Raw genomic sequence first — 14,771 nt, 5'->3', positions numbered from 1 at the left:
AATTAAACGATTATTAAACGAAAACATTGTCCGGCAAATGTCGGATTATTTTTTTATACTAAAACTAAATTCTTAAAATTATGGCAAGCTACGTAACAAAGGAGGGACTAGAGAAAATGAAAGCTGAGCTGGAACAGTTGGAAACTGTAGAAAGACCAAAAATTACCCAGCAGATTGCAGAAGCAAGAGATAAAGGGGATTTATCTGAAAATGCGGAATATGATGCTGCTAAAGAAGCACAGGGAATGTTGGAAATGAGAATTTCTAAACTTAAGGATGCTATTGCCACTTCTAAAATAATAGATGAAAGCCAATTGGATACTTCTAAAGTTTCAATTTTAACAACAGTGAAATTGAAAAACAATGCTACTAAGCAGGAGCAGATTTTCACATTGGTTCCAGACAATGAAAGTGACCTTAAAAGTGGTAAAATCTCTGTAAATACTCCCATTGCAAAAGGATTATTAGGAAAAGTAGTTGGGGAAACAGCAGAAATTACTTTACCTAATGGCAATAAATTATCTTTTGAAGTACTGGAAATCACTTTGTAATTCTAATAGCTAACTTCTAACCTCTAATTTCTAAAAGATGAGCACGATATTCACAAAAATCATCAACGGCGAAATTCCCTCATATATAATTGCGGAAGATGAAAACTTTATAGCATTTTTAGATGCAATGCCTCTGGTTAAAGGTCATACACTAGTTGTTCCCAAAAAAGAAGTGGATCTGATCTTTGATCTGGAAAGCGAAGAATATAAAAACCTTTGGGGATTTGCCCAGGAGGTGGCCAAAAAAATAAAAAATGCGATCCCGTGCGTGAGAGTAGGAGTGGCGGTAGTAGGATTGGAAGTTCCTCATGCCCATATCCATTTGATTCCTCTGAATAAAATGGAAGACATGAACTTCAGAAATGAAAGATTGAAATTAACAAGTGAAGAGTATACAGAAATTCAAAACTCAATCATTAATTCTTAAAAAATAAGGAGATCGTAAAAAAGAAATTTTTTACGATTTTCTTTACAGATAATTATATTTAGAATATGAACGCAAACCAATGTTCTTTCTGCGGAAGAAAAAGAAATGAAGTGCAGATGCTGATTTCCGGGCAGAATGGTTTTATTTGTGAAAATTGTATTGAACAGGCGCATTCCATCGTCAAAGACAGTGTTTCAAAAGACGGATTTTCTCCTGCAGAAACTATAGATGAGCTTAAAAAGCCAAAGGAGATCAAAGAATTCCTTGATCAGTATGTGATTGGGCAGGATCAGGCAAAAAAGCAACTTTCCATTGCTGTCTATAATCATTATAAAAGATTGCTTCATGCTCAGGATGAAAACAGAGAAGTAGAGCTTGAAAAGTCAAACATCATTATGATCGGAGAGACAGGAACCGGAAAAACCTTATTGGCCAAAACCATCGCAAGGGAGTTAGATGTTCCGTTCTGTATCGTAGATGCAACTATTCTTACCGAAGCAGGGTACGTGGGAGAAGATGTTGAAAGCATCTTATCCAGATTATTAATGGTGGCAGATTATGATGTGGAAAAAGCTGAAAAAGGAATTGTTTTCATCGATGAGATTGATAAAATTGCCAGAAAATCAGATAACCCTAGTATTACAAGAGACGTTTCCGGAGAAGGTGTTCAGCAGGGATTGCTGAAATTACTTGAAGGAAGTATTGTAAATGTTCCGCCGCAGGGTGGTAGAAAACACCCAGACCAAAAATACATCCAGGTAAACACCCAGAATATTCTTTTCATTGCAGGAGGAGCTTTTGATGGGATTAAAGAGATCATTGAAAGAAGACTCAACAAGCAGGCTATTGGTTTCAGTGCTGAAAAAATCAATAAGACCGATGAAGATGAATATATATTAACGAATATTAATGCGATTGATCTGCGTTCTTTCGGATTAATTCCCGAACTTTTGGGAAGATTTCCAATCATCACCTATCTTGATAAATTAACCAAAGAAACAATGGTGAGAATTATGAAAGAACCGAAGAATTCAATTGTAAATCAATTTGTTGAGCTGTTTAAAATGGATGGCACAAAATTGGTATTTACGGATGGAGCAATTGAGAAAATTGTAGAGGAAACAATTGAGAAAGGATTAGGAGCGAGAGGTCTTAGAGGAACTACTGAAAAAGTTCTCGAAGATTATATGTTTTCAATTGGTGAAGAAAAGGAAATCATATTAACGGAAGATAATATTTTTGTTAATAAGTAAGATATTTTTTTTTTCTTTAAAAAAAAATTATACCTTTGCAGGTGAAGATTGTATTAACACACACAACACACACAAATAATTTATTTACAATGAGAAAAAGTTTATTTGCTATAGGTCTGTTAGCAATTAGTTATTCTGTTCAGGCACAGATATTATGTCATGTTGACACTAATGCTAATATGTATGTGAGTAAAGGCACGCTAGTTTATAGTGGTGGAGGCATGCAAATGAAAGGAAATGGTATCATTGAAAACCATGGTAATATAATGGTTTCCGGAAGTGGTACAGATCTTTTCAAAACGGTTGATGCTTCAAATGTGGATAAAACAGAAGCAAACGGAGGTGGTAACTTTGTCAATAAATTGAATGAAGATACCTCATATGCATCTCCTGGTGTATCCTCTGCATATACTTACGGACAGCTTTTCATTTCCGGTATTCCCCAAGCAAACATTACAGGTATTGTAGACCAGGAATTTAGAGCTATCAATCATGGTACATATCAGCAGATAGGTCTCCCTTTCTATGACAAGACAGCATCTACCCTAAGTACAGAATTAGGAAAAACATTCTCCAATACGAGATATTCTCAAAATGAGATTCTTACTTGGAACAATGCTACTACAGTGTCTCAAAATGTTGACATCAACTCCAAATTAGGCGTTGCTAATCCTGGAATAGCATACTATATGTTGGGAGGTTCGGGACTTAATGTGAGTACTATTACTAGAACTCTTAAGGGACGTCCATTAACAGATGCTGGGACAACTGTAACATTAACCAATGCCGGTGCAAGCGTTAACTTTGGTACAAACGGTAATAATGTAAACCAGTACAACGAAAAGTATAACACTTATCTACAGGATGGTTTCGATATTCCCGGAGGAGCTTGGCAGGGAACATATGGTAAAAACTTATACCAGTTCTCCAATCCTTTCATGACTAATCTTGATTTATCTTTAATTGCGACTTCTGAACCAGGTAGTTCAGGCCTTGGTGATGGAGTGAATCTTTCCACTATCCGTGGAGTTAGATTGGAAGTTTCTGGAGTTACAACAACACCAGCTGGGGGTACAGGTTCTTCATCTTATAAATTCATTACATTTGCTTCAGGGGTTCCTACAGGAGATGTTCGTGATATGATGGTAAGACCAATGGGTACTTTCGTTATCAAACTTAATGATAATAGTGCAACGAGCCCTGGCAACCTATTTAATTTTGCTAATCTAAGAAGATTTAATTATACTCCTAGAGCGGCCAATGTTGATTACAATGTTGCCGCTAGTAAAAACACTACAGGTACTGTAAAACAGATCGGAGTAATTGCTCTTGATATTAACGGTAAAGAGCTAGGAAGAACTTATTATGTGGTATATCCAAATGGAACTACGGGACATTCAGCAAGTGCTAAAACTCAGGTTTCCAACAGTGCTACTAATGTTGTAGGTACATTCGAAGAAGCTCCAACCGGAGGATATGATTACAACTATACTTCTTCTTATTGGTTATATATTAATGAAGCTAATGAAAATAATTTCTTAGGTAAGAATGTTAAATTAGTAAACTATAGCTCTAACGTTAAATCTTATAAATTTGAAATTAGAGAAAATGCCGCCTTAGTTAATGATGGTACTCACCAATTATCTTCTGGTACTGGTTTCTATTATAGAGCGCTTAACGGTTCTGTAATGCAGGCTAAACAAGGAGAAGTGATTCCTGTAACTAGTGGTGAATATGATTTATATTATGGAGAGCCTACCAGCGTATTGGCAGTTGAAACGCCATCTGCTAAGCCTTCAAGAACAATGGTAATTTATAATCCAGAAATTACTAATTATATTGTTAGATTTGATCCAAACTGGAAGAAAGCAGATATTGAAGTTTATGATATGAGCGGTAAACTAGTTATCTCTAAGAAAGCAGTTAATACTTCTACGGATTTTGTAATTGAACTTGATGGTTCACTTAAAAACTCATATGTTGTAAAAATTGTTTCAGATAAAGGAGAAACTGTTAACACTAAAATCTTAAAATAAAATCTAATGAAAACTATCAATAAACTAGTCACATCAGCTTTTTTCTTCTTTGCAGTCGCGTTAGTAAGTGCACAAACTGTTACAAATCCTGGAGGAGGTGCAGGAGGAACCGGTCCCGGCGCACCAGCATCACCAATTGATATGTATGTGTATGCACTATCTGCTATAGCGGTTTTGTTCATCGTATTTTTTGCGACAAAGATCAAAAAACAGAAAATATAAAATTTTATTAAAATATTTCAAACTCTCTGATTAGTCAGGGAGTTTTTTTATTTTTACCTAATGAAAAAGATTTATATACTATCGGCAGTATTGTCTGCATTCTCATTGCAGGCTCAATTTACGGTTTCAGTTCAGGCTCCTGTGGATTTCAAAGAACAAGACGCAATTTTATATACATTAAACGGCTCAAAAGATATTATTGTTACTAAAGAACAAAGTAAGAATAATGCCTGGACTTTTAAATACCCCAAGAACTATACGGGGATGATGAAAGTTTATTTTCCAAATACGAATAATACAGTAAGTTTTATTTCTGAAAATAAGAATGTAAATATAAAATTAGATATACAAAACAATAAGATCAAAGAGGTAACCTATTTGGATGAAGCCAATGATCTTATGAATTCATTACAGGAAGGTTCCCAGAAGAAAGAACTTATCTTACCTGCCTTAACCCAAATCAAAGAGTATTACAAGGATAATACTGAGTTTGGTAAAGCTTTAAAGGCGGAAATTGGAAGATTGTTAACAGGTGTAGGAGAAGTAAACGCAACTAATCATCCGTTTATTTATTACTATAATACCAATTATAATAAGTTCCTATCCAATAATACCAACAATAAAGTTAGCCAGGATGAGGTCATCAACTTTTTAGATAAATCCGGGGATATGCTTGAAACTTCATCACTGTTGAGACCCGTTTTGGTTGCTTACCTTAATGCAGGTGGAAATGCAAATGTTACTGGTTCCGTAGACAAACTTTTAGACAGGTTAAAAGTGGAAACACCACGTGGGCAAACCGTATTGTCTGAATTGATTGACATCTTTGATGTTTATGAGATGAATGAGCTTAAAGATAAATATCTCAATCTTGCTAAAAACCTAAAGTGTACTATTACAGACAGGCTTGCTTCAACTCTTAAATCGAATGCGAATGTAGAACTGGGAGCTGCATTCCCTAATTATAAGTTCCAATCGCCGATAAATTCCACAGCTAAATCAATCTATGATGTGAAGGCGGATAAAAAGGTCATTATTTTCTGGTCTTCCACTTGTTCTCATTGTGAAAGTGAGCTTCCTCAACTCTTGACAAAGTATAATGATCTGAAAACGAAAAACGTTCAAATTATTGGTCTTTCATTAGATACGGATAAAGATTCATATACTAAAAAAATAGCTGCTTTCCCTTGGATCAATGATTCCGAATTGAAGGGATGGAACAGCAGTTACACAGATACCTACAATGTACATGCTACACCAACGTATTTTATTTTAGATGCTAACAATAAGATAATCAGCAAACCAGACCATGTAGGCGATGTTTTGGAATATTTTAAGCTAAAATAATTTTGGTAGAAAGCAAATAATTTATATATTTGCACCACCAAAACGGCGAGGTAGCTCAGGTGGTTAGAGCGTTGGATTCATAACCCAAAGGTCACGGGTTCAAATCCCGTCTTCGCTACAAAAATGAAAACCGCAACAATATTTGTTGCGGTTTCTTTTTTATATAATATCAGATTCTAGCTTTGATATCCCAGAAGCTTTCTGATCTGGTAGAAGAATCTGTCAATGAGCCTCAAATCCTGCGTTACAATTTCTGCACTACCCTTTAACTCTTTATCAAAAGGAAGAGTTTTATTGTAACTTGTTTTAAGCCCTTTTGGAAGTATAATATCTACGTAATAGTTTCCATCCTTATCAGGAGAAAGAGAAATATTTTGTACTTTACCTTCTATAATACCATATTCCTGAAAACGATAGTTATCCAGTTTAATTAATACTTTTTCCCCCGGAGTAATCTTCCCTGAATTGGTAGCAGGAACAGACATTCTGCCGACCAATGTTTCTTTATTTTTCGGTAAGATAGATAAAATGGCATCTCCCGTCTTTACAAACTGATTTTCTCCAAAAAACTGTTGAAAACTGGCAAGGCCATCTATGGAAGAAATCACCAGATAATTTTGCTCCCACTGTTTCAATGATTTTCTGAGCTGTTCAAATAGCTGTAGTGTTTGTGATGAATATGTTATTTTATCTTTCTCACTGTTAATAGCTGTTCCGCTTTTGGTTTTGTTAAGGTTGGAAATACTTTCTTCAATTTGCGATATAGAAATCTTGATATTCTCAAGGTTTTGTTGGGCCTGAAGGTATTTTACTTTTTCACTTTCAAGTTCGAAGGCAGAAATTACCCCTTGATTATAAAGGTCTTTTGTACGCTTATAATTTTTTCTTGTCAGTTCATATTTTTCCATTTCCAGATTCTTCTGTAGCTTTAATGTAGCAATTCTCCCTCGATACTCAGAAAGACTTTGATTAGCTGCTAAATTTTCAGGGGCATAAGGTTGTAATCGGGTAAATAATTCTTCATCCTGAAATGCTTTGGCAAAATTATTATAATCTCCCTGCAGTTCACCAAGTTTAAATCTTGCAGTTTGCTGAATAGGAAATGTTCTTAACTGATCAGGGGTCAGAGAATCTATCAATTTTTTCAGTTCTAAAACATCTTTATAATTGGCTGTAGATTGCATCACCATCAGAATTTGATTCTTTTTAACCTCCTGATGATTTTTAATGAATATTTTTTCAATTTTAGAATTCGTTCTTGCTTCCAGCTTTTCCGGCGGATTTTGAGAGGTTACTATAATTGGAGCCGGTACAAATTCCGGATATTTGATGACGTAGCTCATCATCAGAATGAGCAATAAAATGATGAATATAATAGTATTTCCCCAACGGATCATCCAATGGGGCGGCTGTGTGAGAATATCCTGTACACTTTCAGAGCGAAGTTCTATATTATCTAAAATATCTTTTTCCATGTGAAATTTAAGAGGTGAAAATCAAAATCCCCATAATGAGGATTTTGATTGAATTTTTCAAAATTGCTACAAAGGTAATTTGTAACTGCAATTGGGATGGTTTCCCGGCTCAACGCCTGGTATAACTTCCCCGCCCGGGCAATACTGGTTGCATGCATTCCAGACTTTGGTTCCGTTTACATAACAGAAGCAATTGCAGGGAGATGGTTGTACAGGACCTGCCCCGTAAACATCTTTGAGGTGCTGCCTTGAGACTTTCTTTAGATTTTTCATAACTGATCGTTTTACAGATTATTATAAAAACAAACTCTTTCCTCAGAAATACAGCTTTGTGTGTATTTGCACCAGTAATAACCACTTGAGCATACTAATCCGGAGCCTTTGATCTGTTTCAGCTCTGCTTTTGAGATTTTTTTTAAATTTTTCATAATGAATACATTTTGAATTGGTTAAGAAAATAAATTTAGTGAAAAATTTTTAGTTTCCTAATTCCAGTTGATTTTTCACTAACCTGTAATATTCTCCTTTTAAAGCGACTAACTCTGCATGATTACCCTCTTCAACCACTTTTCCTTTATCTAGAACGATAATTTTATCGGCATGCTTCACTGTTGAAAGCCGGTGAGCAATAACGATAGCCGTTTTTCCTTTGAAAAACTGTTCAAGATTTTCCATGATAATTTTTTCATTATTGGCATCCAATGCACTGGTTGCTTCATCAAAGAAGATATATTCCGGAGATTTGTAAACGGCTCTTGCAATAAACAATCTTTGCTTTTGACCACCACTTACACCCACACCTTCATTTCCTATTTTTGTATTGTAGCTTAGCGGAAGACCTTCGATGAAATCTTTGATATTGGCAATTTCCACAGCCTTTCTCAGCTTTTGCTTATCAATATAATCTTCACCAACTGCAATATTATTGGCGATCGTGTCATTAAAAACATAGCCTTCCTGCATTACTACACCACAATGGTCTCTCCAGTGTCTTGGTGAAATATTCTTAAGTCTTGTGTTAGCAATTTTAATATCCCCGTCATTGGGTTCATAAAATTTCATCAGTAATTTTAAAAGGGTAGTTTTTCCACTTCCACTAGCCCCAACAATGGCCGTTGTTTTCTGATATGGAATGGTTAAATTGAGATTTTCAAAAACAAAAACATCTGATCCGATATAGCGGAATGAAACATTCTCGATCTCGATATCTTTCTTAGGAATTTCAGAAACATATTGCTCATCTTTATTTTCCTCATCTTCTTTATCATGAATTTCACCCAATCTTTCCAGTGATATTTTAGCATCTTGTGTCTGCTTGATAAAATCGATAAGCTGAAGCAGTGGACTGTTAAGCTGCCCAATAATATATTGTACGGAAAGCATCATCCCCAGTGTAAGATTACCGCTCAAGACCAGTTTGGCTGAAAGAAAACTTACCAGGATATCTTTCATCTGATTGATGAAGTTTCCTCCTACAGATTGCCATTGTTCGAGAGAAAGAGATTTAATTCTTATTTTAAACAGTTTTACCTGCAAAAATTCCCAATCCCAGCGTTTTTGCTTTTCAGCATTGTGCATTTTAATTTCCTGCATTCCATTGATAAGCTCAATTACTTTACTTTGCTCTTGGGAAACCTGGGAAAATCTTTTATAGTCCAGTTCTTTTCTCTTTTTCAAAAAGAAGCTGATCCATCCCACATATAAGATGGCTCCAACCAGATAAACAATAAATAATCTATAATCGTAGAACAATAAAACGATACTGAAGATAATTAAATTAACAAGCGAGAATAGGGTATTCAAAGAAGAACTTGTAAGAAGTTGTTCGATTCTATGGTGATCGTTAATTCTCTGCATAATGTCTCCGGTCATTCTCGTATCAAAAAAGCTAATGGGCAGCTTCATCAGTTTGATAAAGAAATCGGAAATAATGGAAATATTGATTCTTGCAGAAAGATGGAGAAGAATCCAGCTTCGGATGACTTCAATTCCCATTCTTCCAATAAAGAGCATGATTTGAGCCAGGAGAACCAAATAAATAAAATTCAGATCCTGGTTTTGTATTCCGACATCCACAATACTCTGGGTAAGGAAAGGGAATATCAAAGACAATAAACTTCCCGCTAAAAGACCCACGGCAAGCTGAATAACAAGCGTCTTATATTTTAATAAATATTTGGATAAAAAAGAAAAACTGGCCTTACTCTCCGTATCGTCAAATTCTGTCTGGAAGAAAGCAGGGGTGGTTTCAAGAATCAGGACGATTCCTTCTTCTGTATTCTCATTGGCATTTTCACCAATCCATGACCTTATGAATTCTTCACGGGTATAGGTAATGAGTCCATAGCTCGGATCTGAGATATAAACCTTATTATTCTTATCAATTTTGTAGACAACCACGAAATGATTTTTGTTCCAATGTGCAATGCAGGGAAATGGAACTTCTTCTGCAAGTGTATTGAAATCTACCTGAACGCCTAATGACCGGAAGCCTAAATCTTCTGCTGCGTCACTCAGGCCTAATAAACTGCTTCCTTCTCGGGTAGTTTCGGAAAGATTACGGATTTGTTGCAGAGATATGCTTTTGCCATAATATTTGCTGACAATTCTAAGACATGTGGGTCCACAGTCTTTAGTATCGGGCTGTTTGTAAAACGGAAATTTCTTCAAAACGTATAGTCATTTAAAAAGTCGCCAAAAAAATATGACGACATTTCTAATTTAATAAAATTTGGGTAAACTTTTATAATCTATTATACATAACACCATTTATTGCAGGCATTTACACAAAGCAAACCATCCGGATCCGGTGGACATTGTGCGGTTTTCGGGATACAGTAGGTTGCAGAAGCTTGAGTCTGAGCACATTCTATAGTGATCCCTCCTTTGATGTTTTTAAGATTCTCTCTGGTGATTTTTTTTAGATTTTTCATAGTAATTGTATATGGGTTTGGTTAAATTAGATTGCATAATAAAATACATTATACTGGAATAGCATCACACAAATAAGTGGAAGGGCTCGCTCCGGATATTAATTTACATGCACCATTGGAACAGCACCATCCTGATCCGCAGTTTCCATCTTGTGGACACATTCTAAGTCCTCCATTGATCATGCGAAGGCTTTCTCTTGAAATTTTTTTTAGATTTTTCATAATAAACGTTTTGATTGGTATGTTAAGTTCTATTTGTAATTTTTCCTAAGGTAGTGAATTTTTGTTTAGGTTGAAATATTTTATAACTCCTCATCTTCCATCAATTCATCAATGAAATACCAGATGTCTTCGCGGTCATATTTGTCCGGAAATTGATAACCGTTGATGATAAATACTGGAGTAAAGTTGATACCCGCATTGCTATTTTCTTTACCAATCTCAATTAAAGGAGTCAAGTCTTCTTGGGAAGTTGTACCTGCCAATTCTTTGATTTTATTTTCATCCTTATATTCAAACCAGGTTTCTACAGCATTCAGGAATTCCTTTTCTGATTTGTTTTTATAAATGCTGAAAAAGTCAGAAACCAAAGCAGTATATTGAGCATTGGCCTTTTCAGAAGTATAGTTGAATCTCATTTGAACCGAAATTTCATTCGGATATTTTTTAAGAAGCCCTTCCAGGATTTCATGGGCACCTTTGCAGAAGCCGCAATATGGGTTGGAAACTACAGCAATGTGCAGTCTGGCATTTTTATTTCCTAAAGACAATGTATTATTGTCTGTAAAATAAACTTTTTCCTTTTCTAAAAGCTCTCTTTTAAACAGTTCATAATTTCGTTTAAATCTCAAGTTTTTGGCATTGGATTTTTTTACTTCCTCTTTCTCTGTAAGAGTTTTATTGAGAGATAACACCGAAGAAAATACAGCGAGCCAAAGTATAACCGTTAATAGAAGTGTCGGGACACTGAAAAATATATTTTCAAAAAACAAAAAGCTGATCAGCAATTGCGCAGTAAGTATTGCTATAATTAATAGGCAAACTCTACAAAATGTTTTTTCTACAAAAGCCTGAATGTATAATGAATAACCTATCGCAATAATGGATACCAGTGTAAATCCTTTAATAACAAATGCTGTAGCAGGCAGGAATAAGCTTAAAATGGAAATCCCGGCAAAATAAATTAAAGAAAGATCCGAGAATTTAAGTCCTAAAAAGCTTGTTTTGTCCTGAGTAATGATTTTGTCACAGGAATTTACGGCCTGTTGCGCAGAAGTATCTCCACAAATACTGCCAATAACGGTAGAAGTATTTCCGAATTTCTGATTGAAAATCTCCATGGAAATATATACTCCCGCTAATGAAAGAACAGTAAAAACAGTTTCATACCAAGCTAAATTAACTACCGAATAGATAGCAATAAGTGCGAAAATGGCATAAATAAATGGTTTGAAATTACTGATGGATTTATGATCGGATTTTTCATCCTTCTCAAAAAGAAGAACAAAATCCGATGATTTTTGATGCAGTTCATCACGGTTTAAAGTTTTTGCCTTATCCGAGTAAACTGAATAACTATTTCCCGATTTTTTTACCAATGAGAATGAGTTTTCTACGATGGCAATAAATTCTTCAGGCAGCTCATCCCAGTATTCTTTATCAAGCTCATAAGCATCATTTCTTACACCCATGAAATTCAGAGTGTCACTAAAAGCCAGTGCAGAAGGATAATTCGGATGCGAATTGAATTGGAAAAGAAATTCCTGTTTATCCAGTTTAAGATAGTGAATGAGTTTATCAAAAGTCATGTTGATTTTTTTAAACTAAAATACGCAGATGTTTTAAAAAAACAAATATTTTTTCATTTTAGTGTGAGATATTTGCATAAACCTGATTTACAGAGTGAATTTATAACTAAATTTGCCCTATTGATAATAAATTATACGTTCTGTCATGAAAATTCCATAACATAATTTGGTTTTAATTGATCGAATTCTGCCAAAATCTATATAATATGAAACTAAAATTAATTATTCTAGCTTTATTTTTTGTAAATCTGTTTTCGGCGCAAAAGTTCTTTTGGCCTAAAGCTGCTTTATCAGATTCTGCTATTCTTGATAAAAGCATTTCATCGATTGCTTCCAGGATTTCTGAAAATTATAAAAAACCGAAAAGACTGGATTCTTTGGAAAGATCTTTCAAATTTGATATTCTCGCGGGGAATTATAAAAAATCCATTGCAACGATACAGCAATATCGTGAAGCCTTTGCAGATAAAAACAGCGCATCCACAAAATTCATCAATTATGAGCTTTATGCAATGGCCAAAGACATAGAGAAGAATGAGAAAATTGATTTTTCAAAAGCATTGGATAAGGCATTCGATATAAAATGTGCAACCTTACCTAGCAAATACTCATTCCGTATTGCGGATGTATTTGTTGAAAATATAGGAAAGAAAAGAGATAATTTCAAAAAAGCACTTGGGTCTTTAAAAAGTGACAGTATCAATGCACAATCTGCGGTTGGTCTTGGGTTAAGCTACCTGGATTATAAAACTTCTTCGGGAATCCAGCACAGAATAAATCAATTATTAGCCCAGAAAGAAAAAGAAAAATATATTGTAGAAACATTTGATTTTAAAACAAAAAAAGGAGGAACTGTAGCGGTAACAGTAACCAGAGATAAAAATAATAAGCAGCCTTTGCCTGCCATATTAACGAATAATATCTATGCAGGAAGCTATGACGGAGCATTAGGCAAAAGGGCAGTAGCTTATGATTATGTTGGAGTAGTAGTCAATACGAGAGGGAAAAGAACAAGTCCGGATGAAATTGAACCTTTTGAGCATGAAGCTGAGGATTTATATGACGTAATTGATTGGATAAGTAAGCAAAGCTGGAATAACGGAAAAGTAGGAATGATCGGTGGAAGCTATTTAGGTTTCAGCCAATGGGCAGCAACGAAAAAAATGCATCCTGCTTTAAAAACCGTGATTCCTCAAGTGGCCGTAGGAATTGGAATAGATTATCCTATGACTAATAATGTTTTTATGAGCTATATGCTGCAATGGATTTCCTATGTTACCACCAATAATCTTACCGATGAAGAAGGCTTCAGAAACTATAAAAAATGGGATTCTGTAAATACTGCATGGTATAAAAGCGGAAAATCTTTCAGGAATTTAGATGTTTTTGAAGGTAAGAAAAATAAGATTTTTCAGCGTTGGCTGGATCATCCTGCGTATGATAAATTTTGGAAAAGTATGGTTCCGTACAAAAAAGAATTTGCCAAAATCAATATACCGGTACTTACTACTACAGGATTTTACGATGCAGATCAGCTAGGAGCTTTATATTATTTTAAAGAATATTATAAATATAACAAGAATCCTAATCATTATATGATCATTGGTCCTTATGATCATGGAGGCGCACAAAGTTATGCTACCAATGTGTTGAGAGGATATACTGTAGATCAGGCCGCAAGGATCAATATCAGTGATTTGGCTTTTTCATGGTTCGATTATGTGATGAAAAACGGTAAAAAACCTGAACTGTTAAAAGACAAAGTCAATGTTCAGATCATGGATACCAATGAATGGAAGCATTTTCCAAGCCTTGAAGCAAGCCATAATAGTACATTGAAACTTTATTTGACTAAAGGTTCAGAGACTGTTCAATTATTATCAAAGGAAAAGCCTGCAAATAATGATTTCATAAAGCAAGTAATAGATTTTAAAGACAGAGACACCAAAGACGCATATTACAAGTACGGTAAAAAAGATAGTTTGAATATAACGAATATGGTGATTTATCAAACACCGGTTTTAGACAAAGATATCATCATCAACGGAGCATTTGAAGCAAAATTGAAAGCTGAGATCAACAAAAAAGATATGGATGTTATCATATCCCTGATCCAGATACAGCCGGATAATGAAGCTTTTTATCTGTCCAATTATTTAGGAAGAGCCAGTTATACCAAAAATCGTGAAAAAAGACATCTTTTAAAGCCCGGTAAAGTAGAAACCGTTTCTATTGATAATCCAACTTTTGTGGGGAAGAAAATTGCTAAAGGGAGCAGGCTGATTGTATTGCTGGGAATCAATAAAACTCCGGAATATCAGGTCAATTACGGAACCGGAAAAGATGTGAGTGAAGAGACCATTGCAGATGCTGCAGAACCTTTGGAAATAAAATGGTTTACAGATAGCTATATTGAATTACCGATATTACAATAAATGTATCGTTTTTGATCGGAAGTTAGAGTAATCAAACAATTTTTCTGAAATTTTCGTGAAAAAAAATGATTGATTTTCGAAATTAACACATTTTTAAACAAATGTTTGGTTTCATAGAAGAATTAAGTTAAAATCGAGTCAAAAATACATATCCTTTACTAGTTTAATGCTTTATAAATAAGTCATTTAAGGGTGACTAAACTCAAGAGAACTTAAAAAATCTTAAAGTTTTCTTAAAGTTTTAAAAAAGGCTAAAAATGTTTTTGTATTTCTAAAATATGTTG

The 14,771-nt window shown here is 34.7% G+C and carries 14 protein-coding genes and 1 tRNA gene; 8 read left to right on the top strand and 7 right to left on the bottom strand.

All coding sequences use genetic code 11. The annotated features are described in order from the left end of the window. The first annotated feature begins 80 nt into the window (after nt 1-80). The 7 genes from greA to EGI05_RS13415 all read left to right on the top strand — a co-directional run bounded on the left by greA (nt 81) and on the right by EGI05_RS13415 (nt 5,954). Entirely contained in the window at nt 81-551 is a 471-nt protein-coding gene (gene greA / locus EGI05_RS13445) for a transcription elongation factor GreA (RefSeq protein WP_123263570.1), read from the top strand. A 37-nt stretch (nt 552-588) separates the two neighbouring features. Then, a complete protein-coding gene (locus EGI05_RS13440) occupies nt 589-978 on the top strand; it encodes an HIT family protein (protein WP_123263569.1) in 390 nt (129 codons plus the stop codon). A 65-nt stretch (nt 979-1,043) separates the two neighbouring features. Then, nucleotides 1,044-2,231, top strand: coding sequence for an ATP-dependent Clp protease ATP-binding subunit ClpX (gene clpX / locus EGI05_RS13435; RefSeq protein WP_123263568.1), 1,188 nt, complete (start codon nt 1,044-1,046; stop codon nt 2,229-2,231). Between the two features lie 89 nt (nt 2,232-2,320). Further along, nucleotides 2,321-4,267: a T9SS type A sorting domain-containing protein gene (locus EGI05_RS13430; RefSeq protein WP_123263567.1), complete on the top strand. Its 1,947-nt coding sequence runs from the start codon at nt 2,321-2,323 to the stop codon at nt 4,265-4,267. A 6-nt stretch (nt 4,268-4,273) separates the two neighbouring features. Beyond that, nucleotides 4,274-4,489, top strand: a complete 216-nt coding sequence (locus tag EGI05_RS13425) for a signal peptidase (protein WP_123263566.1) — start codon at nt 4,274-4,276, stop codon at nt 4,487-4,489. Nucleotides 4,490-4,549: 60 nt separating this feature from the next. Then, entirely contained in the window at nt 4,550-5,836 is a 1,287-nt protein-coding gene (locus EGI05_RS13420; RefSeq protein WP_123263565.1) for a TlpA family protein disulfide reductase, read from the top strand. Between the two features lie 44 nt (nt 5,837-5,880). Further along, nucleotides 5,881-5,954 (top strand) — tRNA-Met (locus EGI05_RS13415). 58 nt (nt 5,955-6,012) lie between these two features. Here EGI05_RS13415 and EGI05_RS13410 read toward each other — a convergent pair. From EGI05_RS13410 to EGI05_RS13395, 7 genes are all read right to left on the bottom strand, one after another. Beyond that, entirely contained in the window at nt 6,013-7,311 is a 1,299-nt protein-coding gene (locus EGI05_RS13410) for an HlyD family secretion protein (RefSeq protein ID WP_123263564.1), read from the bottom strand. A gap of 66 nt (nt 7,312-7,377) precedes the next feature. Then, nucleotides 7,378-7,584, bottom strand: a complete 207-nt coding sequence (locus EGI05_RS17910; RefSeq protein WP_148042569.1) for a bacteriocin-like protein — start codon at nt 7,582-7,584, stop codon at nt 7,378-7,380. A gap of 11 nt (nt 7,585-7,595) precedes the next feature. Next, nucleotides 7,596-7,739, bottom strand: a complete 144-nt coding sequence (locus tag EGI05_RS18025) for a bacteriocin-like protein (RefSeq protein WP_166668365.1) — start codon at nt 7,737-7,739, stop codon at nt 7,596-7,598. Nucleotides 7,740-7,788: 49 nt separating this feature from the next. Continuing rightward, nucleotides 7,789-9,981: a peptidase domain-containing ABC transporter gene (locus tag EGI05_RS13405; protein WP_123263563.1), complete on the bottom strand. Its 2,193-nt coding sequence runs from the start codon at nt 9,979-9,981 to the stop codon at nt 7,789-7,791. Between the two features lie 83 nt (nt 9,982-10,064). Continuing rightward, the gene (locus tag EGI05_RS13400; RefSeq protein ID WP_123263562.1) at nt 10,065-10,244 is read right to left on the bottom strand and encodes a bacteriocin-like protein; all 180 of its coding nucleotides are present in this window, start codon (nt 10,242-10,244) and stop codon (nt 10,065-10,067) included. Between the two features lie 48 nt (nt 10,245-10,292). Further along, entirely contained in the window at nt 10,293-10,466 is a 174-nt protein-coding gene (locus tag EGI05_RS18020) for a bacteriocin-like protein (protein ID WP_166668366.1), read from the bottom strand. Nucleotides 10,467-10,546: 80 nt separating this feature from the next. Further along, a complete protein-coding gene (locus EGI05_RS13395) occupies nt 10,547-12,052 on the bottom strand; it encodes a thioredoxin domain-containing protein (protein ID WP_123263561.1) in 1,506 nt (501 codons plus the stop codon). Nucleotides 12,053-12,258: 206 nt separating this feature from the next. Between EGI05_RS13395 and EGI05_RS13390 the strand changes: the two genes are divergently transcribed. Beyond that, entirely contained in the window at nt 12,259-14,487 is a 2,229-nt protein-coding gene (locus EGI05_RS13390; RefSeq protein ID WP_228428614.1) for a CocE/NonD family hydrolase, read from the top strand. The last annotated feature ends 284 nt before the right edge of the window (nt 14,488-14,771 follow it).

The organism is Chryseobacterium daecheongense, from assembly GCF_003729955.1.
Taxonomy (GTDB): Bacteria; Bacteroidota; Bacteroidia; order Flavobacteriales; family Weeksellaceae; genus Chryseobacterium; species Chryseobacterium daecheongense.
Note: the sequence above shows the minus strand (reverse complement) of the source record. Positions and strands in the feature narration are given on the sequence as shown.

Coding starts and splice junctions, on each gene's coding strand:
- greA (WP_123263570.1), top strand. CDS start 81: ATGGCAAGCTACGTAACAAAGGAGGGACTAGAGAAAATGAAAGCTGAG.
- EGI05_RS13440 (WP_123263569.1), top strand. CDS start 589: ATGAGCACGATATTCACAAAAATCATCAACGGCGAAATTCCCTCATAT.
- clpX (WP_123263568.1), top strand. CDS start 1,044: ATGAACGCAAACCAATGTTCTTTCTGCGGAAGAAAAAGAAATGAAGTG.
- EGI05_RS13430 (WP_123263567.1), top strand. CDS start 2,321: ATGAGAAAAAGTTTATTTGCTATAGGTCTGTTAGCAATTAGTTATTCT.
- EGI05_RS13425 (WP_123263566.1), top strand. CDS start 4,274: ATGAAAACTATCAATAAACTAGTCACATCAGCTTTTTTCTTCTTTGCA.
- EGI05_RS13420 (WP_123263565.1), top strand. CDS start 4,550: ATGAAAAAGATTTATATACTATCGGCAGTATTGTCTGCATTCTCATTG.
- EGI05_RS13410 (WP_123263564.1), bottom strand. CDS start 7,311: ATGGAAAAAGATATTTTAGATAATATAGAACTTCGCTCTGAAAGTGTA.
- EGI05_RS17910 (WP_148042569.1), bottom strand. CDS start 7,584: ATGAAAAATCTAAAGAAAGTCTCAAGGCAGCACCTCAAAGATGTTTAC.
- EGI05_RS18025 (WP_166668365.1), bottom strand. CDS start 7,739: ATGAAAAATTTAAAAAAAATCTCAAAAGCAGAGCTGAAACAGATCAAA.
- EGI05_RS13400 (WP_123263562.1), bottom strand. CDS start 10,244: ATGAAAAATCTAAAAAAAATCACCAGAGAGAATCTTAAAAACATCAAA.
- EGI05_RS18020 (WP_166668366.1), bottom strand. CDS start 10,466: ATGAAAAATCTAAAAAAAATTTCAAGAGAAAGCCTTCGCATGATCAAT.
- EGI05_RS13395 (WP_123263561.1), bottom strand. CDS start 12,052: ATGACTTTTGATAAACTCATTCACTATCTTAAACTGGATAAACAGGAA.
- EGI05_RS13390 (WP_228428614.1), top strand. CDS start 12,259: ATGAAACTAAAATTAATTATTCTAGCTTTATTTTTTGTAAATCTGTTT.